The organism is Chitinivibrionales bacterium (assembly GCA_014728215.1).
In the GTDB taxonomy this organism is placed as follows: Bacteria; Fibrobacterota; Chitinivibrionia; order Chitinivibrionales; family WJKA01; genus WJKA01.
In genome coordinates this window covers 1-25,446 of sequence record WJLZ01000189.1, presented here as the reverse complement: position 1 = coordinate 25,446, position 25,446 = coordinate 1, and the positions used below count along the sequence as shown (strand labels likewise).

22 protein-coding genes are annotated in these 25,446 nt (G+C 45.6%); 6 read left to right on the top strand and 16 right to left on the bottom strand.

What is annotated here, in order from left to right:
* Window positions 1-780: a hypothetical protein gene (locus GF401_17130; GenBank protein ID MBD3346782.1), complete on the bottom strand. Its 780-nt coding sequence runs from the start codon at window positions 778-780 to the stop codon at window positions 1-3.
* A 223-nt stretch (window positions 781-1,003) separates the two neighbouring features.
* On the opposite strand from GF401_17130, the gene GF401_17125 reads away from it, so the two are divergent.
* Complete coding sequence (locus tag GF401_17125) at window positions 1,004-1,333, top strand: hypothetical protein (protein ID MBD3346781.1); 330 nt, start codon at window positions 1,004-1,006, stop codon at window positions 1,331-1,333.
* A 12-nt stretch (window positions 1,334-1,345) separates the two neighbouring features.
* On the opposite strand, the gene GF401_17120 is transcribed toward GF401_17125, so the two are convergent.
* The 4 genes from GF401_17120 to GF401_17105 all read right to left on the bottom strand — a co-directional run bounded on the left by GF401_17120 (window position 1,346) and on the right by GF401_17105 (window position 6,896).
* On the bottom strand, window positions 1,346-2,080 hold the full coding sequence (locus tag GF401_17120; protein ID MBD3346780.1) for a hypothetical protein: 735 nt from the start codon (window positions 2,078-2,080) through the stop codon (window positions 1,346-1,348).
* A gap of 178 nt (window positions 2,081-2,258) precedes the next feature.
* Window positions 2,259-3,569, bottom strand: a complete 1,311-nt coding sequence (locus tag GF401_17115; GenBank protein MBD3346779.1) for a serpin family protein — start codon at window positions 3,567-3,569, stop codon at window positions 2,259-2,261.
* A gap of 31 nt (window positions 3,570-3,600) precedes the next feature.
* Window positions 3,601-5,055 (bottom strand): hypothetical protein, encoded by a 1,455-nt coding sequence (locus GF401_17110; GenBank protein MBD3346778.1) that lies wholly within the window; start codon window positions 5,053-5,055, stop codon window positions 3,601-3,603.
* A 293-nt stretch (window positions 5,056-5,348) separates the two neighbouring features.
* Window positions 5,349-6,896: a hypothetical protein gene (locus GF401_17105; protein ID MBD3346777.1), complete on the bottom strand. Its 1,548-nt coding sequence runs from the start codon at window positions 6,894-6,896 to the stop codon at window positions 5,349-5,351.
* 34 nt (window positions 6,897-6,930) lie between these two features.
* Between GF401_17105 and GF401_17100 the strand changes: the two genes are divergently transcribed.
* Window positions 6,931-7,257 (top strand): anti-sigma factor antagonist, encoded by a 327-nt coding sequence (locus GF401_17100; GenBank protein ID MBD3346776.1) that lies wholly within the window; start codon window positions 6,931-6,933, stop codon window positions 7,255-7,257.
* 41 nt (window positions 7,258-7,298) lie between these two features.
* Here the strand turns inward: GF401_17100 and GF401_17095 are convergent, their stop codons facing one another.
* From GF401_17095 to GF401_17065, 7 genes are all read right to left on the bottom strand, one after another.
* Entirely contained in the window at window positions 7,299-8,162 is an 864-nt protein-coding gene (locus tag GF401_17095) for a hypothetical protein (protein MBD3346775.1), read from the bottom strand.
* A gap of 280 nt (window positions 8,163-8,442) precedes the next feature.
* On the bottom strand, window positions 8,443-9,294 hold the full coding sequence (locus GF401_17090; GenBank protein MBD3346774.1) for a flagellin: 852 nt from the start codon (window positions 9,292-9,294) through the stop codon (window positions 8,443-8,445).
* Window positions 9,295-9,472: 178 nt separating this feature from the next.
* Entirely contained in the window at window positions 9,473-10,534 is a 1,062-nt protein-coding gene (rlmN, locus tag GF401_17085) for a 23S rRNA (adenine(2503)-C(2))-methyltransferase RlmN (protein ID MBD3346773.1), read from the bottom strand.
* Between the two features lie 11 nt (window positions 10,535-10,545).
* Window positions 10,546-11,724 carry a glycosyltransferase gene (locus tag GF401_17080; GenBank protein MBD3346772.1) on the bottom strand — a complete coding sequence of 393 codons (1,179 nt, stop codon included), beginning with the start codon at window positions 11,722-11,724 and terminating at the stop codon, window positions 10,546-10,548.
* Window positions 11,712-15,527, bottom strand: a complete 3,816-nt coding sequence (gene hrpA, locus GF401_17075; protein MBD3346771.1) for an ATP-dependent RNA helicase HrpA — start codon at window positions 15,525-15,527, stop codon at window positions 11,712-11,714. Before hrpA ends, GF401_17080 begins: the two co-directional genes overlap by 13 nt.
* Window positions 15,528-15,537: 10 nt before the next feature.
* Entirely contained in the window at window positions 15,538-17,178 is a 1,641-nt protein-coding gene (locus GF401_17070; protein ID MBD3346770.1) for a hypothetical protein, read from the bottom strand.
* A 21-nt stretch (window positions 17,179-17,199) separates the two neighbouring features.
* A complete protein-coding gene (locus GF401_17065) occupies window positions 17,200-18,231 on the bottom strand; it encodes a hypothetical protein (protein MBD3346769.1) in 1,032 nt (343 codons plus the stop codon).
* A 219-nt stretch (window positions 18,232-18,450) separates the two neighbouring features.
* Between GF401_17065 and GF401_17060 the strand changes: the two genes are divergently transcribed.
* The gene (locus GF401_17060) at window positions 18,451-19,740 is read left to right on the top strand and encodes a citrate synthase (protein ID MBD3346768.1); all 1,290 of its coding nucleotides are present in this window, start codon (window positions 18,451-18,453) and stop codon (window positions 19,738-19,740) included.
* Window positions 19,741-19,765: 25 nt separating this feature from the next.
* Here the strand turns inward: GF401_17060 and GF401_17055 are convergent, their stop codons facing one another.
* The 4 genes from GF401_17055 to GF401_17040 form a co-directional block, all read right to left on the bottom strand.
* Complete coding sequence (locus GF401_17055; GenBank protein ID MBD3346767.1) at window positions 19,766-20,104, bottom strand: hypothetical protein; 339 nt, start codon at window positions 20,102-20,104, stop codon at window positions 19,766-19,768.
* Window positions 20,101-20,634, bottom strand: coding sequence for a sigma-70 family RNA polymerase sigma factor (locus tag GF401_17050; protein ID MBD3346766.1), 534 nt, complete (start codon window positions 20,632-20,634; stop codon window positions 20,101-20,103). Before GF401_17050 ends, GF401_17055 begins: the two co-directional genes overlap by 4 nt.
* 41 nt (window positions 20,635-20,675) lie before the next feature.
* Complete coding sequence (locus GF401_17045) at window positions 20,676-20,834, bottom strand: hypothetical protein (protein MBD3346765.1); 159 nt, start codon at window positions 20,832-20,834, stop codon at window positions 20,676-20,678.
* Between the two features lie 156 nt (window positions 20,835-20,990).
* Window positions 20,991-22,250: a hypothetical protein gene (locus tag GF401_17040; GenBank protein ID MBD3346764.1), complete on the bottom strand. Its 1,260-nt coding sequence runs from the start codon at window positions 22,248-22,250 to the stop codon at window positions 20,991-20,993.
* Between the two features lie 305 nt (window positions 22,251-22,555).
* Between GF401_17040 and bioD the strand changes: the two genes are divergently transcribed.
* From bioD to GF401_17025, 3 genes are all read left to right on the top strand, one after another.
* Entirely contained in the window at window positions 22,556-23,302 is a 747-nt protein-coding gene (gene bioD, locus GF401_17035) for a dethiobiotin synthase (GenBank protein ID MBD3346763.1), read from the top strand.
* The gene (gene bioA, locus GF401_17030; protein ID MBD3346762.1) at window positions 23,286-24,638 is read left to right on the top strand and encodes an adenosylmethionine--8-amino-7-oxononanoate transaminase; all 1,353 of its coding nucleotides are present in this window, start codon (window positions 23,286-23,288) and stop codon (window positions 24,636-24,638) included. The genes bioD and bioA overlap by 17 nt, the downstream gene beginning before the upstream one ends.
* Window positions 24,616-25,446 (top strand): aminotransferase class I/II-fold pyridoxal phosphate-dependent enzyme (locus GF401_17025; protein MBD3346761.1); only part of this gene is annotated, 831 nt, incomplete at its 3' end. The genes bioA and GF401_17025, both read left to right, overlap by 23 nt.

The window sequence follows — 25,446 nt, the reverse complement described above, 5'->3', positions numbered from 1 at the left end:
CTATGCCGCTCTACTACAAAACAGTCGACGCGCATTTTTGCATGTCAATTCGGCAACATCCTGTCCAGTCATATCCCGGATTCCGGCGATAGCACTGCATATATCTCCGAGCACCGATGGGTGATTTAATTCGGCCTTCTGTTCCGGAAGAACCGTATACTGGGTATCGCTTTCAATGCATAACCGGTCGCATGAAACTGAACCAATCGCTTTTCGAGGCTCATCGGCACGAGCGGGACAGATCCAATTAGTAAAGGATATATAAAAACCGGCCTTTTCCATTTTGTCTATCAGCTCCGGGGGGCCGGCATAGGCTCTGATCAATCCCCCGGCAGGAAGGGGACCGATTTTGTTAAGAATCTCGACAAGTTTTTCCCAGGCATACTGACAAAATACGGTAACCGGCCGCATGAGCTGTTGGGCCATCTGAAGCTGACTGGTGAAGATACGCTCCTGCTCTTTATGTGTTGATGATGCCAGGGAATAATCGAGGCCGATTTCACCGATACCCGCCGAAGGAAATCTGATAAGATAATTAATCAGTTTCTCAGACCAGATTTCATTACGAATATCGATTTTCCTCGGATGAAGACCGAAACTTGGATAGATGGAGGTGATATTTTCTGCAAGCCAGGCCACACCCTCCCAGTCCTGTTCTCCCATTCCGCAACACATAAATTCTTCAATGCCGGTACTCCGCGCCCGGCCAAGTACCTCGACGATATTATTTTTAAATTGCGGATGTTGAAGATGACAGTGGGCATCGAAAAGTGACGACATGCAATCAAAATATTATAACTGTGCATTGCCGGACAAGAGGAGGAAAGATTTAACATTGCCGAATAACTGATTATCGGCCAAAATATTAAATCTCTTATCCGCTGTTCTTACCCTTCTACCTTCAACTTTCGACCTCTATTAGCTATCCAATCCTTGCAATTAACCGGATTTTTCCGTACAATTAAGAGAGGGCATTTGACCATTCACGGAGCAAGGTGGTTCTATGAAAAGAAATCGATGGTACGACCAGTATACCCGACTAGGAGCTTATCTTGACAGTTTCAAGACCATGGAGCCGAAATACCGGAATCCATTGGTTAGAGATGTTATCGATACTATTCGGAAAAGCAATCCGGAACTCCTCGATGAGGAAAACGCATTCAATTTCCCTCTCGACATTAATCGCCGTCGATGGTATGACCGAGACCCAATGCTTTGGTTGATGTTTAACAGTCTTAAAAACGCAGAAAAGGGTCTGCGGGAAAAAATTACAAAATTTCTTGGGGAGAATATTGATGTAATTAATGCAAGAAAAAGATGCGATTATGCATAATTTCCAATCTGCTCATCCTTTCACGCCCCATACTCCACCCTGCAAACCATCATCAAAACCCAGGCGCCGTCCGCCGTTAATGCTCGAACCGAACTCTAAAGCACCGAAAAAGAGCTGACGGATAAAAGGTTTCCGTGAAAGATCGGGTATCAGCCACTCCACAAGCCAGACTGGTGATTCATTGATTTTGGATTGAGAAAGGAACTCACCATAAGCCCGCGCCTGCTCAGGGCCGCCGAAAACCCATAATGCCAACTCACTCTTATCAAAACGGTCCGCGGGTATCCGAAAGCTTTTTGTTTCGGGCACAATCAGTACACGCCGTTGATGAGGAGCCTTCCGGGCATCTTCCTGTGCCTGGCTGACGATAGTCTCAAATATGGAGCTGTCAAGGATATCTCCGAAATATATCTCCCCAAAACCGGAATGGTCCCGTTCCGTTCCTTGGACAGCTTCGAGCATGTTATGCAGGTGCATTACCTTACGAGTAAGTCTTATATCAAGAAGCGGTGAGTTCCGAACATAATAGGTCGGCCCTGTTTCTGTATGCACAACAGCCTCTCTGACAAAAGCTCCCATGGTACAGAGCTTGCTTTTTCCGCCTGCATTGATCCGCGCCGCCGCCAGTTCTGCAAAAGAGAGCGGTCCATCAGCACCTTCAAGTCGCAATGCCTCAAGAACACCGTCAAAGGGTGCCCGAATTCCTAAAAGCTGCCCGGTTCCATTAAGCGGTAATTCAATTCTCATTTTTAGTCCTTCCCGATTTGATCGCACATAAATAATCTCCTCTAAATAATTTTGCTGCAGGGGAAAGATCAAATTTAATGGGAAATAAGTCACGGGAGAAAGGTGCTCTTTGGGGATAAACAAGCAAAGCTATGAATGCCGAAAGGATGAACGCTTTTACATTTTCAGGGGAATATTTCTATTCTGCCGGATCTACAAGCCTTCCCATAAAAAGGATCACCCCCGTTTGCCGGTCACGAATGAGATAGATAAACGGCCTGTCGGCAACAAAGCTCGGCATATCACCTACCGATGAGCGAGAGATAACTACCGCAGTGGCCGCCGCCGCCTCGGTGCCGCTCTCATCAACGGCAATAAAGGCTTTATGGATAACATCCGACACACACAGGCCTTTCGTACCGTCAATACCCGAAAAATCGGCTTTAGATGCGTCAAATGCATCAGTCATTCCAAGCGATTTCAACGCTTCGACCAGAGAAAGTGAAGCGGTTGTAACGGTGTATTTGGGCAGACGCACGGGCGGAAGCTTAGTTGAATCCAGCAGCTGAAGGATTTCGTCAATCGTGTCTGCAGTGCAGGAATTTTCAAACTCATCGAATTCTCCGCTGTCGGGCAACAGGACTGTCATACACAGCCGATTGCCTCTGTACGGAAAATCCACAGCCCGGACATGCCCCCTTTGCGCATAGGCCATGGTTACTTTTTCGCCGGATTCACCAAGCTGCATCAGGGGAACGGTGATCGTACTGTTATCCAGGCGGGTAAAAGATTCATCACCGGTCAGTGCAGGATCGAACTGATAACGCCAATCGGCAAGGAAATGGATCGCATTGGTCAAAACAAGCCTCGTATCACTTCTGATGGCGCCCTGCGGAATAAGGTCTTCGATCCGCTGGTTTGTCTGCTCTTCCACCCAGGTATTGATTACAATCCTGCTCGAATCGGGCTCGGAAATAAAATCGAGAAGGTTAACCCCTGCGCCGTAATACCGGGAAAGCAGATTAAGATATTCGGGTAATAAATTCCATCCTGTTTGCGCCCAGATGCTGTTAACGATACAAAGCGTTACACCCTGTTGTGCCTGTGCATACTCCTCAAGTGACAAATCGAGACCGTTGAGTGCACCGTGCAGGTCATCGCCGGACAGGGTTACAAAGAGTGCTTCCCGGATCTGACGTTCTGTTTCGCCCTCTGCACCAGCCTCGGCCATCCCGAGGGCTGCAATAATGCTATAGGGTGAAAAGAAAGTATTACCCTCTTTTTCGGCAAGATATTTGTACATCGCAAGGGCAAATCTGTTAATCGAAGAAGCCTGTTGTGTGATAATATTTTGTTCTGGAGCAGCCTCTCGCCTGGATGTTCCCTGTGCCATGGCAAAAGGCATATCCGATGTTTGACCGGTGTCGGTGGTAAGGGGAGAATCCCCTTCGGAACAACCGGCCATCATTATAAAAAGAATAGCCCAAACAAACAATGTCATTTTTTGCATTATGTCCCCGATTTTTTAAAAAGATACAATATTATTTCACCACTACTGCTCGTATAACTCTGGAAAAGTTCATTCCGCTCATTCGGAAAACCGCCGCTTTGCTTGACAATACTCGTTCATTCAGGGAAATTTCATGCCGGCCGGCGTTCATATATCTGCGTGAGATCAAGGGGATGGTTTTGCCGTTAAGCAGAAACGCCTCAATCGAAATCACCTGCGCCTTATCGATACTGAATTCCAGGGTCCCGGAGGTTGTTCCAAAGGATAATTCTTCAAGGCTTTTCCCCTTTCCAAGGCCGGTTCCCGACAGGGCCGGCAGAGCAGTATCTACAGAAAAATCGACCGATACTTTGGTGCTGTCATGATTCAATATCCATGCGGTAGCCGTGAAGGTGCCGGCCTGATCGGGGGCGTTGAAAGCGGGAAAATGAAAAACCAGACTATCGCCGGGGTCCAGTGTCCGGGTTACAACATAGGCAGGACAGAACATAGTCCCCGGATACTCGTATACAATATCGCCCTGACCATGCTCAACGAGAAGACCATACTGGCAGCCCCCCATCTCATAGGTAACGGTACGTTGAGAATTATTTTTCACCTTGTACATCACCCGCACTTCATTACCGGGAGTATATACTGCCTTATCGGTAGCGGCAGTGAAATGTACGTTTCGAAGAATATTGGTTGCGGAATTGGCATAGGCTTCTGTCAAAGAAAAATTGATTATGGAAACCGAAAAATTATCCAGGGTTGTTGTCTTGGTTTCCGGTGCATACCCCGATTTGCGGGCTGTTACCCTGACCGCCTGGTCCGATTCGGTAATCGGGATACTGTCGATTTTGTAATTACCGTCGCTGTCGGTGACAGCACGGTAATAACCATCCGGGGCAATTATATTCTGCGAATAATCATCCATCAAAACAGGCCCCGGAACCGGATATATTAAAGACGTATCCAATACTACCGTCACCGTGCAGCCTGAAACCGGCCTGATTATGCACGGAGCAAGAATATCTGGATTTGAGGGACACTCGGCGGCAGTCACATTACCCGAGATACTTCCATACGCTCCTTCCGGCGCAAGAATGATAGTGATATCTTCGTCTTTTTTAAGATACAGATCTTCGTTTTTCGAATGATAACCGTCGGCCACAACTGTTAACCGATAATTCCCCGGCGTCCTTTTTCCAAATGAGAATTCACCGGCAGCATCGGTTTTCGCCGAATCAACAATCATATAGTAGGGATAGGGCGCCGGATACAATTGATCGTTTCCGCTATTATCCATCGGATAAGCGATATCGACACTTTTTTTGAGATACACCTGTGCCCCGGCAACCGGCATGCTCATGCGTCTCCAACCAATCACCGCAGGATCATCCATAACAGTACCTTCAAGCAAACAGGAGTCCTTTATCGGCAACACTATTTGAGCGGATATCCCAGCCGCTAAATATAGAATCAGAAGTGCTCCTCGGATATTCATTATTCCCTCCTTATAATTTTTGACGAATGATAATAAATTTTTCGCTTGAGGCACTACCAGTAAGAAGTTCGATGCTCAACACAAGCGATCCTGCTTGTATTCTGTCCTCGATCTCTCCGTCTCTATTCGTTGAAAAGGTGCCCGTACCCTCCAGAACCGCCATCGTTGCAAATGACATACCAGGTTAATCAGGGATTTTTCAGCGAAAAAGGCCAGGTATCGAAGCTCACCGTCCCACATCCAGGACCGGGGGTCTCATTTGTGAGACTTACACTAAATCAATAAATGGAATATTACCATTTCACGATATCGGCTAAGGCATCCCCGCAGGGCCTCTTCTTTGCAAGAACAAAATCTCCGAAGGCGCCATGATTGCCCAGCCACAGGTAATTTTCCTGAAGAACCGAATCGGGAATGGCGCCAGGCTTGTCTACATACTCCGCGAAAATATCATCGACCGCTGAGCCGGCACTGCTCTCCATGAACTCAACCCATTCAGAGCGGTAAAATGCTCTTCCATCACAGGCCGCGACAAAAGCACCGATAATCTCATCCAGCGACACCCCGGCAGGTCCCCGCCGGAGTCTTCGATCCAGAAGCATGGCAACCTGCGCACCTTTGACATACACAAGTTCGGTCCGACTATCCGGCCCCGTAAACAGCCAGATCCTGTTTGAAGGATCGGAAAGAGCGTAGTCTTGTACATCAGGAGAATCACTAAGATCTTTGAGGAGCACACTCTCCAGATATTCCCGGGAGCAATAATTATTTCTTTTTGTTATCAAAAATCCCAGATAATTGGTGATCCCTTCCTTAAACCATGGATCTTCCCAATCACCGACGCGCACCCCGATCCAGCTATGAAGAATTTCATGGGTCAGGACCATATTAAAAACGCCGAGAGTATCATCCGGGTCGGGGCGCATAACCGCAAAGGCATGATACCCTTCAATGCCACCGCCTTCAACAACACCTAACATCGCGGTAAGCGGGTGATTAAGAGGCATAAAGGAGCCGGTGATATCAGAAAGCAGGGTGGCGACGGTATTTTCAATCGAAACCACGAAAGAGGCTGTGAGGGAAATCTCCGATGAAAGAGAAACAATGCCGAATTCCTGTCCGCCCCAGGTCCCCCAAATTAGCTCTTCACCCCCCAAGGCAAAGGTGGAAAAGAGTAGTTCGTATGCATTGGAATATTCAACGTTATCGGGACCGTCTCCCCGGAGGTGAATTGCATTACCAAGAACATAATCGAGGGAAATATCACGCCTGTCCCGCCAGATATGAGCAAGCTCCCGGCTCGCCAGAGGAATCGCGAAAAGATAGTGTCCGGCACAATATCCCGTATTTTCACCAATGTATGGTGGCGGCATAAATGCCGAATCGATATAATTGAATGTTACCGTATACTCAACAGTAACGGGAGCATGGATATCTTCAAATGTGAGAATGCCGTTTTTCTTCGGCCCGATTTGCATACTATCAATAGTATGGCCGATTGTGTTTCCCGACGAATCGTAAACTATAATATTGTGAACATTATTTCCTGTTTCGTCGAGAAGTGGATTGTCGGCATACACCGGTGGAAGGGCGAAACAGAGAGAATCCTCCATCATTGCACGATCGGTAATTTCGATTACAATTCTCAATGAATCTTGTGGCATTGAAGGAATAAAAACGGTATAATTGAAAGTGCCCGCATATGTTTCCTTCTGGTCGGGCCCGGAAGGATTATGTGTACAGGTACAGATAAAAAGAGCAAGAAGCAAAAGCTTAACGGACAATATACGGTAAATCATTTTTCTTGTCGGCAATGAATGATTAAATGAACGAAAAATCATCACTATACAATTTTCTTTCAGAGGAATTGCTGTAATGGCAATTAAAATTAAAGCAAAGAAACATAAGGATATTCCGGTGTTGGAGATTACCGGAAAGATTTCTTCTGAGGATGCAATCAAAATATCCAAAAGACTCGAGAATATGGCCAAAAAACCGTTTCAGCAGCTTGTGATTGACCTCAGTTCAATCAATTACCTCGACAGCCACTGGCTGGGTGTATTTGTATACTCGTGGAGACTTTTTCAGGAAAATAACAAAGAACTGATTTTCTGCATTCCGCCGGGATTTGTCCTGGATCTTTTCACCAACTCCAACCTCGACAGGAGTTTCAAGATAATTCATTCGCTCGATTCAATCTAAAAATATAATGGATTGAGAAATGACTACAGCATTTACAGGCACTATTTGAGGATGTTAATAATTTTTGTCTGTGAAAATTCATTACCTGCAATTTTGACAATCAAAACACCTTCACCGAATCTGGCATTTTTGAAACTGAATTGATGAATGCCGGGAGGAAAAAACTTCTCACTTGATAATTGATTGACTTTCTGTCCGTTCACTATATAGACAGATATGGAAAGCTTATGTCCCTTTTCGAGATGCAGGTTCATTACCTGGTCTTTTTGATCAAACGTAATTTTGGGCGCCTTATTTTTTGGAGCAATATCCCACTTGCTGTCTGTAGCCTCAGAATTGATGCCTTCTGGCTCCAACTGAATTGAAAGTCTGGAATAATCGTATCCTCGCATTCCGGCCCAAACAGTAAGAGGACCTTTTCCGGAAGTCATCGGAATCGCAGGAAATTCAATCCCCTTTTCTTCAAAAGCCTCGAGGGTTATTTCTGCCGGCTGTAACAGGCAAGGATGCTCCTGCAAATACCAGCTCACGGTATCATTCCCTGCCACTGCCACCATATCGAATGGGCAATCTAACGAGAAATTAAAGGAGACCTTTCGAGGAGAAAGATTTTTCACAGCATAATTGACAGTAATTTTTTCACCCGGTTTATAGGACATCTTTGGAGTTGAAAGTGAAAATTGCACTCCATTTACCGTATCCTGCATGGTATGAGGAGCATGCAGGGAAACAATTTGATAATGATCGGGGTCGGCCTCAGAAATGATACTGGAAAGCAGGTACCTATCGGCAGCATTGTTTGAATCGGGTAAATTGCTGTTCCCCATTACGTAACCAATACCTCCGGTTGCCAGACAGAGAAGAATTACCAGCATGATCGGATATGTGCTATAATGGAGTTTCATTTGAACTATAAACAGGCTTGATATTAAATATTGACCGATTTACACTACTTTTTAATAATTTACTATATTTCCAGCATATTTGCATAATTTTCTGACTTTTTGTTATTAATTTGTTATTAATTTGATATCATTATTTTATTGTTCATTTTAAAAACACTGTCTTACAGGGCAGGGTCTTTACGAGAAAAGACAATACAAAGGAATAATTTGGGGGGAATTAAAAAAGGAAGCGGGAATAATCCCGCCTCCTGGATAGGGCATAGTTTTTTCCTGCTCAGACTTATCCAAGCAATTGGAGAACACTCTGCGGAACAAGATTTGCCTGTGCCAACATTGCGGTGCCGGACTGTGTCAAAATCTGATTCCGTGTGTACTGAGACGACTCATTAGCAAAATCGACGTCACGAATCTTCGATTCAGCCGACTGCTGGTTGGTATTGGATATGGTCAGGTTGTTTATACTGTGTTCAAGCCTGTTGATATATGCACCCATATTGGTCCTCATCCTGTTGACGCTGTCGATAGCATCATCGAGACCGGAAACAGCCTCTACTGATGATGCCTGACTGGTGAGTGACAGGCTGTCGACGCTGATACCTGCAGAAGTCAATGTATCGATTGTTATAGTTACACTGTCATTGCCATACGTGTTATTGGCGTCGACCCAGAGTGTAGAACCGTCGGTGGTTCCTGAAGAATAACCGAATCTGGTCGAAACGCTGGAAAGCAGATCCATGCCGTTATAGTTAGTGACACTTGCGATACGGTTGATTTCATCATCCAGGTGCTGAAATTCAGAATCGGTATACTGACGTTCTACGCTGGTCAGCGTGTCATTGGCAGTCTGGATAGCCAGTTCACGCATACGTTGAAGGATAGCCGAGATTTCATTTGCAGCACCTTCAGCAATGGTTATCGCAGCAATACCATCCTGTGCATTCCGCATTGCCTGGGCCGTACCACGGACCTGGGTACGCAGGTTTTCAGACACACCTAATCCGGCAGCGTCATCACTTGCTCTGTTAATTCTTAAACCGGTTGAAAGTCGTTCCAGGGATTTGGCCATTTCCCGGTTAACACTGGAAAGAGAACCCTGAGTGACCATTGAAGGGATATTATGATTGATACGCATGGTTAAACCTCCTTGTTTTTGAAATATTCTTTTGGCTTCCGTGCCATAGAGCTGCAGAAATACAGCTACCTTGAAAAATTAGAAAGAGAAGTAATTTTGTTCCCCAGGCGCCTCCTTTCGGTTTCCCGGATTCATAGATTCGATTTATTAAAGATATCGGAAAATTAAATTCGGCACTTTAGCACTTTGTGAGATTAAGCTTTGTTGAACTGAGTTGGCCACAGGCTCCGCTGATATCCTGTCCTCTACTTTTGCGGATTGTAACAAAAAGCCCACGGGAAAGGAGTTTTTGAGCTAATTCATTGATTTTTCTATCGGTTGGGGCGGATAGAAAACGGGATGAACATGCATTAACAGGAATAAGATTAATTTTGCAGGTAACATTTTTCAATAATTCGGCTAATGCATTAACCGCTTCATTGCTGTCATTTTCTCCTTCAACAACAACATACTCGAATGTTACCCGCCGCCCGGTTCTATCAAAATATTTTTGGGCAGCTTTTATTACCGATTCAAGGGGATAGGTTGTGTTGACAGGCATAATTCTGCTTCTTTTTTCATTATTATAGCTGTTAAGCGAAATTGCCAGCCCCAGATTCAAACCCTCTTTCAGCAGTTTTTCTATTGAAGGTACCACTCCGGCAGTGGAAACCGTAATTTTCCGTCCTCCAAGACCAAACCCATTTTCATTCATTATAATCTCAACCGCCGACCGGAAATTGGCATAATTGGAGAGCGCCTCCCCCATACCCATGAATACGATATTGGTTATTGATTTATCGCCTTGTGAATCCAGATAATCGTTAGTTCCAATTATCTGGCCCAGAATTTCTCCCTGACTTAAATTGCGAATAAATCCCATTGTCCCTGTTTCGCAGAATGTACATCCTAAGCCGCATCCAAGCTGAGAAGAAACGCATATAGTTCTTCGATTCTTATCATAGAGTAGGACGCTTTCAATAACCGCACCGTCGGAAAGAGTAAATCCAAACTTGACTGCATCCTTGTACCTGGAGACCACACGATTAGAAACCGGTAATTTAGAAAGGGAAAACCTTTGATCAAGAAGCCTTCTGCTCTTTTTTGCGACATTGGTCATGTCATCAAAGCACGCAATTCTTTTCTGATATACCCATTTCACCACCTGCTTCCACCGAAACGCCGGTTCTCCCATGGAAGCAAATGCTTCCTGTACTTCGGATAATGTAAGGTTCGTGAATGATGGCCGTTGGTTTTTCATATCTTTTCTCACTATACACCCCAGGTCTCTCTGCTAATCTGAAGCATCAGATCAATCCTGCAGTCATAGGTATGCAATCTCAACACTTTTTCCTGTCCTGCTGCAGCAATTTTTTCCCGTTCATCATCGTGTTCAAGATAATAATCGATCAGTTCTTTGCACTGTTCCAGCGAGTTGAATTCCACAATTTCCTGCTCGGGACCGTCGGTGGTAAAGAAGCGTTCATTCAGTTCGCGTTTTTCGGTCAGCAAAAAGGCCCCGCTTGCCTTACAGTCGAACATCCTGTTTGTAAATGAGGTTCTTATCTGGATCCGGTTAATGTTCAGGTTTATTTTTGTGGAGCGGTAATATCTGCACAGGTTATCGTAATAACAGGCATCAGTTGAAACGGGTGACTGAGTAAGAAACCTGCTCCAGTATGCATCACCATAGCAGGTAAAGCGATTTTTGTAGTGGTTTGATATGGCGATGATAAAATCCCGGCGGTAAAAATATCCAACGATCCACAAAATGACAAAAAGAAATTTTTCCTGTTCAAGGTTTGTGATGTCCTGCCACTGTTTTTTATTATCAAGGAGGTACTTTCGCAAATCGAGACGGGGGTTTTTATAATATACCTGTTTCAGGCGGCCAATCAGAGGCGCCGCCTTTTCCATTTCTCTCCCGATATCGCCGCCCACAAGTGTATCGAGGAACTCCAGACTCGAATTCCCTACAAAGGCGATATCCTGCGTGTAATCGACGGCCCCCTGAGAATTAAAGAGAGAAGGGTCAACTCCCAGCGGAAGGAAATGGGCATGGTAGCCGGTGGCATTCATTCTGGGAACGAAAGATGCTTCGGTGACGAAATCGAGCCGGTTATGCATATTCGGCTGCCGGACTCCATGGTAGTGCGTTTTATAAAAAGGATCATCGACATCCCAATTGACCTGATAAGCGCCATCTGCGGCAAGCCGGTCACTCAACCTGCCATCAAAATCATATCCGGCGTTGTTGACAGAGAGCACAATGGCAGGAAGGTAGCTTTTGATCTGCTCATAGACAGTGTCAACAGCATCTTTCCCGATGCGTTCCGGTACAGAGAGTATAACCGGTTGAACATCTTTCCGCCGGCCAAGAGCGTTTTCAATTTCGCGGGCAAGAAACGTATGGGACTTGAAAAATATCAGATTCATGCCTATTCCCCCCATTTCCCACCCGGTCCCACCGTGCTTTTCAGGACCATTTCTTCAATGTGGGAGATCTTTTTTTCGATCCGGTTCCCGGAGATTTTAAATTTTGTTTTCATATTCTGAGGAGTAAAGAGTGCAACAGCGATTTCTTCGATCATAAAGCCGAGCGTACGCAATTCTTTCTTCAGAAAGAAAAAATTCGACTGGGGCAAATCCTCGAAGCCCCGCAACTCCTTTCTGAACGCCCGAACTATGTGCATTGACTCTTTATATTTACGGGGTTTCAGAAACCCTGTTTCGATCCGATATTTCAGTGCTTTAAGATACCGTTTGATTTCTGCAATGAAACGGATATCGGGATTAGCGACAAAAAGCCGGGACAGGTAATTGTCGAGTTCATTATACAGTTCGTCGGCAATGGTGGACCTGGCGTTATCGTTGTGTTTTCTTTCGAGCCGGTCGAGAGTTTCTTTACACTCCCCATACTCCCGGGCAATGGAAAGAAACCAGGTGTAGATTTCCCGATGGGCGGTTGGAATTCTTACCGATGCATTACGGACAAGCGTTTCAAATTCACACCTTACACGGGGCAGTGTTTCGGGAAGTTCCAGAGCCAGTTCAGCAGCCAGGCGATTGATTGTCTTTCTCAATTCCTTCTTATCGGTAAAATCACTACACATTCTGATCAGATCGAAAGGGACAGAAAATGATCCGCAGGCCCAGGCAAGTTCTTCTTCCAGCGCCTTCTCGAGAAGAAAACGAACTCCCTCAGCATGGGACGTATCGGCGCTTTCCCGCGAAAAGAAGACCCGTAATCCGGCAGAATCGTCTTCCCGGCATAACGCCATGTATCCCGGAAGCGGGACGGCTTGGTCCTTGCTTGACAGAGCGACTGTCTCGGGAGTCGTATCAAAATCCCATTCTACGATATCTGTCCGCTCCCACGTGGAGCAGTGTGGCGCCCAGAAAGGCGGACGTTTCATCAAACCGGGATAGGGAAGACAGGGTGTGGTCTTCGGAAGTCTGAACGTATCACGTATAACGCCTTTGGTATCCACGACTCTGACCCTGACCCAGCAATGATCCGGAAAGGATGAATAATTTATCCGTTCGACAGGGATGTCACACCCGAATTTATCTTTTGCACAAGAGCGCAATGCAGTTATAAAGGGTAAGGGACTGGGGCGTAACGAGTGCAGCAATTCATTCTCGATATCTCTCGAAAAAACGCCCGGTGGAAGATTCTTTCGTACGATCTTTGCAAACAGGGCAATACGCTCTTTCCAGTAAACCGGAAGAAGCCAGTCCCAATAATAAATCGGTACGGCGTTATACAAATGCAAAGGAATCGTAATGGTCGCCCCATCATTTTCGAGGTCGGGAGAAAAGGCATAGGATACCTCTACCGGCACGGTCCCGATAACAATCTCATCGGGATATTGATCGAGGCGTGCAGGAAGCTCTTCAGCAAGAAGCTCAGACTCATCGATGCATAGAAATTTATCGCTCCCCTCTTTGGCGATTGCTTTATTTAAATCGCGAAGTCCTGCCACGCCTTTGAGCCGTTCTTCGTAAAAATCGGCAAGAAGCGCATCACCGGCATAATAGGCTTTTGTCCGTAATTTTTCCTGAGCCCTGAGAATTTTCTCTTTCACATCATGATTGTTTCTGATAAAACGGTATTTGTTCCCGGCCTTTTCTTCCACCAGGGCCTGCTGAATAAAAATTTTCGATGCGTGTTCAGGTTTTTTTACGCTGTAATTGACCATGCGGTTGTGGACAATAGTCAACCCTTTCCAGGTCACCTGTTCCCTGGCCCGAATGATCCCGCTGCGATGATCGAAAAACGGATCCTTATAGGAATAGGTGCACCGTTTTGCAAAAAGCTCTTCAATCCATTGCGGCCTGATTACCGCTGCAGTTCGTCCGTACAAACGCCGGGTTTCGACCAGTTCATGAAACAACACCCACTTCGGTTCTTTTCCAAAGAGCGTCGAACCGGGGAATATCATGATATCATGCTCTTTTGTACCCTGATACAGTTTATTTTCCTGACGGACCGCAACATTAGCCATAAGCCCGCAGAGTAAACTTTTATGAATATCTACATAGGAAGCCGGTGCCGAATTCATCTTGAAACCCCGCATGGAATGGAGAATGCGAACTATCTGATCGTGTACATCAATCCATTCGCGTATTCGGGTATATGAAAGTCCCTTTCTTTTGCAGAACTCCATTAATTTCTTTTGCGCCGGTTTTCCTTTTACTGCTTTCTTATGACTGTTCCAGAGCGCAATAAGCGTCATAAAATCCGATTCAGGGTGAATGAAGCTCCGCTCGGTCGATGTTCGGCCATCAGAACCATCACCATCCTCAGTTCGTGGATCTACCACCGATAGCGCTGCCGCAATAATGCACATTTCCCTCAGTGCACTATGGTGTTGTGCATAAAGGAGCATTCGAGCGATTGGCGGATCAAGGGGGAATGCCGCCATTTTTCTTCCCAGTGAAGTGATTGTTCGCTCCCGGGTTATTGCCCCCAATTCCCGCAACTGGTAGTATCCGTCGGAGAGGGCTTTTCGGGATGGCCGCTGCAGGAAAGGGAAATTCTCAGCATCTCCTAAATGAAGAGAACTCATGGTGAGAATAACCGAAGCGAGATTGGCACGGCGTATCTCCGGTGTGGTGTATTTTGGACGGGTATCATAATCATGAAAAGAATAGAGCCTGATACACTCACCATCCCGTACCCTCCCACATCGTCCGGTACGCTGATCGGCAGAGGCTTTTGATACCCGTTCTACCGGCATCCGGCTTGCACCTGCGTGGGGTTCATAACGGAGTTTCCGGGCGAGTCCGGTATCGACAACGAAACGGATTCCGGGAACGGTCAGTGATGTCTCCGCAATATTGGTCGCCACGACTATTTTCCTCTTTCCCAGAGGCTGGAATATTTTCTTCTGCCGCGCAAGACTCAACCGACTGTACAGGGGCAACACAGCAGCATTATCGTCCGCCGCAGGACCTTTCAATCCCGAAATCGTCTCGAGGATGTCCCGCGCCGTGGGAAGAAAGGCAAGTATATCACCGTCCTCTTTTCTGTCGATTATCTCGCGTATTGCCGAAACAACCACATCGGCATACGTCCGCATCCCTTCGCCATCCCACATTTCAATTGCCGGTTTATAGGTAATCGACACCGGATAAAGTCTTCCCGAAACGGTTATTATCGGCGCATGGTTGAAGGCACGGGAAAAGAGTTGTGTATCCATTGTCGCCGATGATATTATCACCTGCAGATCATCTCGCCGTTGAAGCAACATCCGGAGATATCCAAGAATAAAATCGATGTTGCAGCTCCGCTCATGAGCTTCATCAATGATGAGAGTATCATACTGCTTTAAATCGGGACTTTCGGCAATTTCGGCCAGAAGCATACCATCGGTCATGAATTGTATAGCAGTGTTCTTACTTACCTGCTCATGAAAGCGTACTTTATAACCGACCGTTTCTCCTACCGGGGTATTCAGGCATGATGCTACATGACGAGCGATAGAGAGGGCAGCGATACGACGGGGCTGAGTGATACCGATTTTCCCGCTCCGACCCCGTCCGGCTTCTCTGCACATGAGGGGAAGCTGGGTTGTTTTGCCTGAACCGGTCTCACCGGCGACAATAATAACCCGATTCTTTGCGAGAGCATCGAGTATTTCATCCCGCTTTTCATATATGGGAAGCCGGACGGAATTATTTACGAAGGGCTGTTCCGGCTTATGTGAAAGCGCTTTGCGCCTGATAGTAGTTGAGTTATTCTGCGGCATATGCAAAAATTCAAAAAACAAATCCACCGTCTATGTGTGCAAATACTCCTTCATTGTGGCTGGAAAAATCATACTCCACCACGGCGCTGACATGAAATATGCCGAAGGGAGAAAATTTCCAGACAAGACCGAGCCGGTTGGATGAGACGGTCTGGGACCCCAAAAATTCTTTTCTTTCAGAATCCGGTTGAGACGGATATAGAGTCGTATCATTAAATGTATACGATGAATCCTGAAAAATATGCTTGATTGATCCGCCTCGTGCGCTACTGTTTTTTCTTCTGTTACGAAACCGGATTCCTACAGTATTCAGCGGTGATATCTCCGATTCAATCTGCACAACCAGTGCCGCCGAATTTGGCCCCAGAGGCGAACCCAGACTTTGGCCGAAATGAGTATATCGATGACTTCCGCCATAAAAATGAGTGTATACCCAGGGTTCGATTCGTGAGTATTCCACCGTAGCGGTAATATCCTTTTGAAAGAGGACTGTAAACATTTGCGCTCCGGCGGTAAGCCCCCATTTATTGCCGAAATCATCACTGAAAAGGGTCCAGGGTGCTGAAATATCATCAATAAAAAATTCTCCGTACCATCTGAAATTTCGAGGATAGTTCAGACAAAGATCGAATGACATAGTTGCATTGTCCCGGTCGCCGTTATAATGTTCGGCAAATGCATAGGGGATAAAGGGGATCATATACACCCATTCAAAACCCCGTTCCTCGCCATAATAATTGAGCTGCAACGAATCGTTCTCTTCATCGGTCGTGCTCCCGTTAATGACTGTTTCGTTAATACCTGCAATCAGCCGGTTTCGGAAAAGGGGTATCTGAAGACGGTGGGTATAAAAATATTTGCGCTTATCTTTCTGACTTTTCAGCAGGCCGAAAGTATGGAAATAATCGGCTTTCCATAAATCCAGACGGGCCCGAAGATAGGTAAGAGGCGGAGTATATCCCGAAAAGGTAAGAGGATAGAAAATCGCCGGTCCCTGGCGGATATAATCGACCGCGGTCTGGACTTCTATCCGGTCCCATCGGTAACCGATCCCTCCCCGGAGAATATCCGAGGCCCGCGTTTTGCTTTTCCTTGTGTCCCGTCCGAAAAGATTATAGGGAATACCATTGTAGGGTTGATAGCTTGACTTCCTGTAAAGAGTGTCAGATGAGTAGACTGTCCAGACATCGACACCGGAAAAGAAAGAGAGTTTGCCGATTGAGCCGGTAAAGGACGGATTAATAATACCTTTGAGAACCGCGGCCCCTTTCCCGTCACTGTAACGGGGTTGTATATCCCCGGTAAGCGATAGATGAATGAGTGTCGCAGTCTCCTTTTCTTCATTCTTCCAGCGATAAATTCCGCTTTGCAGGCCAAATCGCTGTTTCACCCGCTTAAGCCTGAAAGACTCCCGGGGCGACAACGTTCCTGCGGAGTCGAGCGAGTCGATTGACGACAAAAAACTAAAGAGGTCGGCCGTATGTATGGGCCGGCAAAACCAGGATGCCGGCAAGGAGACGTCATATCGCGATGAAAGCCGGAGAAGAAAAGCATCCAGCTCCGAATTTAACCGGATATTGGGAGCATAGCCGTCATATGCACAAATAACAGGAATATAACAGGCAATCAGTAATAGAAATATTCTTTTCATGAAGTAATATCTGCCTTTTTTTCACTCTTCACCATTCCCTTCCCGGATATATCGAAGGCGAACCTGCTCAATTTTCTTCAGGTGCTCCTTGACATAAATTATTTGGCGCGATGTGTCGGGAATTGCAAGACTCAGTGCCCTTCTGGACAAAGAAAGTACCCTTCTGCGTCTCTTATGGTGATCGTAATAATAGATAAGATATTCGTACCCGAGTACAAGATCCGACCAGTTGACCGGTGACCGTTTTTCGGAAAGCTCTATCAGTTTTTCGGCTGCCCGGTTCAGATCTATCCATTCTTTGCGGTTATATGCAATATTCGCCTTAATCCGAAGGAATATTGTGTTGTTTGGCATCCTTTTCAATATAGCATCAACCATTCGTTCGGCCTGCTTAAACTTTCCTCTTTCAATCAATATCCAGCAGAGCGAATTTTTTGCAGCAAGATCGTAAGGTGGTGGCGCTTTCGTTGCCAGTTCAATCTCATTGATCCCCTCCGTCGCTTTGCCGGTCCCCACGAAAGGAAGCCACTTGAAACTCTGGCTGAGATAATATTTAAAAATACCGGTTCCAAGATAAGCGGCATAAAAGGAAGAATCCAGCTCGATTATAGTTTCAAATATCCTGGTTGAAGTAACCGCTTCCCTGGCAGCGATAAGCCATTTCCCGTTTTTACCCCAGATAACGCTTTTTCCACCCTTTGCACTTCCGATATAAAAAAGACACCACAGAGAGTCCTTCCCCTGTTTATCCTCGAGCATTTTGAAAAGCACACTTTGGATACTGTCGCAGAGACTGATAAAGAAATTTTCTTCCAGAGCATAGGATTCATAATCGAGGATGCGGGTCTGATGATTGGCCAGGCGGAGATAGAGTGCATCGATTCTGGAAGAATCCTTCTGTACAATCGCCCGAAGCAACGAATCCGCTTCTTTGTAATTCTGGGAAGTGATCTTATCTATCGCCGCTTCAAGACGTTCATCATCCCCGGGCTCGTAAGCCCATAGATTAATCAGGCAAATAAAAACAAGGGAGTATACAAGTGCAGTCTTCATTTCAACCCAGAGATCTACCCGGCCCGTTTCCGGGCCTCACCAGCGATATTTTCAGCAGTAATATATATTGAAATATAATTAAACGGACCGTTTTCATTTCTACTATTCTCTCATTCTCAGGTAATTACTGCTTTCCACCGATCATTGTTGTCCTGCAGAAAAATTAACTGGTTTTCCGATACTGGTTTGTTTCACGATTAAACATCATTGGAGGAAACTATGAATGATCAGACATCAATAGTACTTAAAAACGGGGATAACGAGTATACTTTTCCACTCTTGTCGGCAACGGCAGGATATCACGGCATCGACATTTCCAAGATTCGAGCCCTGTCGGGCTATTATAATTTCGATAACGGCTTTTCCAATACTGCAGCGTGTCAGAGTGCGATTACCTTTATTGACGGTGAAAATGGTATCCTCCGGTACCGGGGCTATTCCATAGAAGATCTTGCCGAACAGTGCCTCTTTACCGAAGTCGCTTACCTGCTTGTTCATGGTAAACTTCCCACTGCCCGTGAACAGCACGAATTCAGCATCTATCTCAATTTGCATTCTATGATTCATGAAGACATGCAGCTTTTTTTTACCGGACTTCCCCCCAGCTCTCACCCCATGTCGATACTTTCGGCAATGGTAAACTCCCTTTCGAGTTTTTATCCTCATATTATGGAAGGCGACCCCAATTTTGATGAAACTGCGGCCCGTCTAATATCCAAAGTACGCACTATTGCGGCGTTTTCATATAAAAAATCGAGGGGAGAACCTTATGTCTACCCCCAGGAAGACCTTCCCTATTGTGCAAATTTTCTGAACATGATGTTTGATTCGCCTATCAAACGATGTCATGTGGACCCGCTTATTGTCAGTGCACTCAACAAACTTCTAATCCTTCATGCGGATCACGAACAGAACTGCTCAACCCTTGTGGTTCGAAGCGTTGCCAGCGCGCGGGGAAATTTGTACGCAGCGATATCTGCGGGAATTAATGCCCTCTGGGGCTCTCTTCATGGCGGAGCCAACCAGGCAGTTATCGAAATGCTGGAAAAAATCCATCAGGATAATAATAACCTTCAAAAATATATCGATATGGCAAAGGACAAAAACGATCCATTCCGGCTGATGGGTTTCGGGCATGCGGTTTATAAAACCTATGATCCCCGCGCCAGAATCGCCAAACAAATCTGTGATGAACTCTTCAAAAAGACCGGTCATACCGATCCGCTGCTGGATATCGCCCTGACATTGGAAGAACGGGCGCTTACCGACGACTATTTTGTATCACGAAGCCTCTATCCCAATGTCGATTTTTATACTGGAATTATCTACCGGGCAATCGGTATCCCTACCACCATGTTGACCGTTATGTTTGCCATCGGCCGTCTTCCCGGATGGATCGCCCACTGGCAGGAAACATATGAAAATAAATGCGGAAAAATATTTCGCCCACGGCAGATCTATATCGGTCCTGAAAAAATGGAGTTTATCGCTACAAATGACAGGATGTAGCCGGAATCCGTTTTCTTCAGGAATATCAGAGCACAAAAACAAAAAATATGTAAAAGAATATTACCGCCAGAGTAACGCCGATTCCAATAAGAAAGGGAATCGACTTATGTGAAGAGAGAGAATGCCAACAGGCGGAAACGAAATACTTTTTTTTAGGGATCGAAAGGATTTTGTGTTGCACTGTCGGGGGAATTTCTTCATCCTCGATAGTTGCCACCCTCTCTCTGACCATTACTATCTCTTTGACAAATCGAGCACAGGACGGACATTTTTGAATATGGAGCCTGGTCGTTTCCTGCTTTTCACCGAGAGCATATTCGGTCAGCACTTTATCCGGTGGATGTTGCATCGACGCACTGTTCATAACAATTCCTTTATGTATCTTTTCCTCAGCCGCTTCAATGCCCTGAATGCTTTTACTCTTACTGCATTTTCTTTTATTCGCAATATATCTGCAATTTCTTTATAATTATATCCCATTTTCAGGTGCAAGTAAATAATACTTCTTTCTTCTTTGGAGAGCATCCCCAGGAGTTCCCAGGTAGATTTTTTCTCTGCGGTATTGTAAACTGAAGGTGTATGTTCGCCGGCATAACGCATACGTAACTTTGTTACCCGCCTCCGCGCCCTGAAATAATCCATACAGGCATTCCGGGCAACCCTGAAAAGCCATGGTTCAATCTCATTAAATTTTTCCGGAACGGTCGTATTTTTCCACACCTTTACAAAGACAGTCTGAAGTATATCATCACTGGCGTCCTTGTTACGGGTCATCCAGAGAAGGTAATTATACAGCTTCCCCGAAAGGTCATGATAAATTTTTTTAAATTCAGTCTCGTTCAAAACATATCCACAGGAAAAACTCCGGGGACTTGCCCCGGATACGTTACCGATCTCTTCCTTTTGAACCTAAAAAATAAATAATCCCACTCCCATCACATTGTGAACGCAAAGGGAACAACCGCAATCGTTAACAGTCGATTCAATGCCGCGGTATACTGCACATCCGTCAGGTGTCGCCCCGGAAGTTCATCAATGTCACTCTCATTAAAATAACCGCCTGCGCAGGCGTCTTCTGATAATCGCCAAGTCATCGCTTCCTCCTTTTTGGTTATCATTATAGCCTGCGCAGGCCGGTTTTTGAAGAGACTCCAAATAATAAACGGACCAAGAATGGAATATGTTACAAAAATTGTAAAATGGGGACTAAGGCTAAGGGGGGAGGTTGAGAATGAAAATGTTATTTAATATTACCCATTCAGAGGGGTTTCTTTGACCATAGCACCACTTTTGTAAATTATCTTTTTGATCTCGTTGCCCTCTTTATCATACAAAATCCATTCGCCGGATTTACGGTCATCCTTATACTCACCATGTTCGGACCGGTTTCCATTTTCATACCAGAATCGCCACCACCCGGTACGTTTATCATTACGATATTCACCTTCTTCCCTGCGCTGTTTATTGGGATACCACGTTGTCCACCGCCCCTGTTTCATATCATGTTCATATGAACCCCGGGTAGCCTGCGCACCGTTTTCATGCCATAATGAATATTTACCCGACCTTTCTTTATTGCCTCTCCTATCCTTATGTATATAGTAAACTTCACGCAAACGGCCATTCCGGTAGTGATCTTCCATTTTGATCATGCCCATAATAAACTCATCTTCCCTCATCACTTTTCCGTTCTCATAATACTCAACCCACATTCCGTCTTCTTTACCATTAACATAATCACCTTCACGTTTTCTGGTTCCCCGGGGATAATAAAAAATCCAGCGCCCGTTTTTCTCACCATCTTTATAGACGCCTTCTTTTTCCTTCTTTCCACTCTCATACCAGTAGGTCCATTTGCCGTGCTCTTTGCCCTTTTCAAAATTACCCTGGATAAATTTACCGCCGTTTCGGTTCCACCAGTTCCATACACCTTCTTCTTTACCGGTCCTATAGGTTCCTTCAACCGCTTTTTGACCATTATCATGCCACGTTGTCCACAGGCTGTCTTTTCTTCCGTCAACATAGACACCTTCCTCACGCATAGTACCACTCTTATCCCACGTTGTCCACTGCCCTATTCGAAGATCATCGGTAAAAAACATTTTCATGTTCATTTTTCCGTTGTCGTGAAAAGTAATCATTTCTCCATTTCGTATTTCATCCTTATACGTTTCAATTTTATCTTTTTGTCCATTCTCATCCCAATATGTCCAGGGGCCGTTTTTTTTGCCGTTCCTGTATTCGCCTTCCGCTTTTTTATTGCCGTTCTCATGCCATTCTATCCAGCCCCCCTCTTTTTCTCCTTTCTTATATTCGCCTTCCTGCGCTTTTTGTCCGTTCCTGTGCCAGACGGTATATTTTCCATGACGAACATATCGGTTCTCGCGCGAGGTTCTGACAGTGTAGCATTCCCGGGTTTTTCCGTTATCATGATAGGTTTCTACTTTTTCGGATCTCGCCAGTACCAGGGAGGATAGTACTGTAAACACGAGGATAAGAGGACTTTTCATAATAATCCTTTCTTTTAAGCAGGCCGGGAACAGCACGCAGCAACATGAAAGCGGCAGGTAAACCGCACTGCACTCTCATTCTGCAAAAGTCGTGACCGTCGGGGTTTCCGGTCGTTACCGATATCCATCTAGATTAGTTTTCGCCTTTTTACCATTCAGTCCCGGAAACAGCGTTTCAATTAAAAAAATCGCTCTTGCGACATTTTGATGCAATCTAAAAGCAAAAGAAATTATCTGAAGAGCACGATTGGTCCATTTATTTTTTAGCCGGAACCACCTGATTACCAGGAAGCCCGCAGGAAGCGATTGAAGGTTTTTATGGGGAAAGACTATTTTTATTTCTTTTAATAAGGAGCGATATTCAAGTGAGCATTTCCCAGGGTCTTTTTATAACAGGAACCGATACGGAAATCGGCAAGACCTATGTTGCAGGTCTGTTTGCAAGGGCATGTGCCGGGATTATGCCGGTCACCTACCTCAAACCGGTGCAAACCGGATGTACAGTCGATGAAAATGGAAAGCTATGGGCACCCGATTTTGAGTATCTGAAAGGTTTTCTTACGATTCGCCATGTCGATTATGCAGCTCATGTCCCCTATCGTTTCCGGCCTGCATGTTCGCCCCATTGTGCCGCAAAAATGGCAGGAGAGGAGATTTCGATACAAAAAATTCAAAAAAGTTATGCAAACCTCGCCCGTGATACTACCTTTGTGCTGGTTGAAGGTGCAGGTGGGATACTGGTCCCGGTGAATGATTACCAGACAATGCTCGATATCATGAAACATCTTGCATTGCCGGTTGTGCTTGTCACATCACCCAAACTCGGCACGCTCAACCATACGCTCATGAGCCTTGAGATGTTAAAACAAAATGGTCTTTCACTGGCAGCACTCGTCTTCAACAATGCTCACAACCGTGAAAAAGATTTCATTTATAAAAACAATCTGGAAACGCTTCAGAAAAGCATCGCACCGGCGCCATTTCTGGAGATAGATTACACTACCGATGTTCCTCAACAGCTCAAGGATCTATGCAATGAACTCAAAAAATGATCCATTTCCCGAACTCTGGTTTCCCTTTACCTGCTATCAGGATACAATCGATTATCCCCCCGTGGTTATGGATCATGGACGAGGAATTTATCTTTATGATGAAAAGGGGAAGGGATATGTCGACGCTATCTCATCATGGTGGGTAAATATACTTGGCCATAATCATCCGGATATTTCAAAGGCGGTCAAGGAACAGGTCGATAAGCTGGAGCATGTTTTGATGGCCGGGTTTATCTCCCGTCCTGCTGCTGAGTTGTCACACAAGCTTTCATCGCTGCTTCCCGGAGGCAAAACGCGGATATTTTATTCCGATGACGGTTCTACTGCTGTTGAAGCGGCACTTAAAATAGCGCTTCAATACTGGGCACTCAAAGGAGAACGGAAAACCGGATTTATTGCCCTCTCCGGAGCATATCACGGCGATACCCTGGGTGCCATGTCTGTTGGAAATATTCCCCAGTACCATTCACTGTTTCACCAGCGCTATAAACGCGCTGACTTTGCACTCTCGCCTTATTGTTACCGCTGTCCCTTAGGAAAAGAAAAGGAAACATGCAAAGCAGAATGCATGGATTCTTTAGAAGACATTCTCAAGGAGAAAGCCGATACCACTGCGGCGTGCATTTTCGAACCCATGGTCCAGGCCGCCGCGGGCATGCGAATCTATCCCGTAAAGGTTTTGAAAAAGATCTTCGCTCTGTGTAAAAAATATTCGGTTCTTACGATTGCCGATGAAGTTGCGGTTGGTTTTGGAAGAACCGGCAAGCTGTTTGCCTGTGAGCATGTAAAGGAAGTACCTGATATTATGTGCCTCGCAAAAGGGCTGACCGGAGGTTACCTTCCCCTTTCGGCTACCGTTGTAAAGGAAAGTGTTTTTGATGAATTCTGTGGCGATGCCTTTTCCGGAAAAATATTTCATCATGGCCACTCCTTTACGGGTAACCCGCTTGCTGCTGCAGCCGCATGTGCTGCGCTGACAGTTATTCGGGAAGAAGATATTCCCCGGAGTCTCGGAAAAAAAATCGAGCATTTTTCCGACCAATTGATGAATTTTGATACATTTGAAATTGTGGGTGATATCAGGTCTCTGGGTATGATCGGCGCCCTGGAACTTGTAAAAAACCGTGACACAAAAGAAGCTCTTGATCCTGAAAAACGAATTCCTTTTCGTATCGCTAAAAAAGCTCTTGAATTCGGCCTATTGATTCGCCCCCTGGGAAATGTAATCTATTTTATGCCGGCATACTGCATTAATGAAGATGAAATCGATAATATGTTCTATTGCGCTCAGAGAGCGATAAAAACAGTATTAAATGAGAATGAATCCTCTTTATAAACGTATCGAATCATCATTGAAAGGACGTCGGGAAAATGAACTTTTCCGGATGACTGCATCACCCGGTCAGAGGGCATTAATCGATTTATCAACCAACAGCTATCTTAACCTGCACGAGAATTCAACAGTTTCAAAAGAAGCATCACTGCTCTGCAGCAATCGCTATAGCGGTAATATCGCATCCCGTCTTATAACGACCCGTTCTGTGTTATATGAAGAACTCGAAAAAGAGATCGCCGACTGGAAACAGACGGAATCAGCACTCGTCTTTAATTCCGGCTATGCCGCCAATGTGGGGATTCTCCAGGCCCTTTGCACTCGCGACACGGAAGTTTTCTGCGACCGCCTTAATCACGCATCACTGATCGACGGCATTCTTCTTTCCCGGGCAAAACTTAACCGCTACCATCATTGCAACATGGATGACCTTACCAGAAGACTTAAAGAATCCGACAGTGCTGAAAAGCTCATTGTTACCGATACCGTATTCAGTATGGATGGCGACCGGGCGCCGCTCGAACAAATATGCGAGCTTGCTCGGAAATATTCGGCGATAGTCATGGTGGACGAAGCCCATGCCACCGGCGTGTTTGGAAAAACCCTCAGCGGGCTTGTTGAAGAAACCGGTGTACATGAAGGTGTCGATATTCGTATGGGTACGCTCAGTAAAGCAGTCGCCGGTCTGGGAGGTTTTTTTGCCGGCACCCGGGTTCTACGAGACTATTTTGTAAATCATGCGCGGAGCCTGATTTATTCAACGGCACTTCCCCACTCAATTCTGGCTCACAACCTTGCCGCCATACGATAT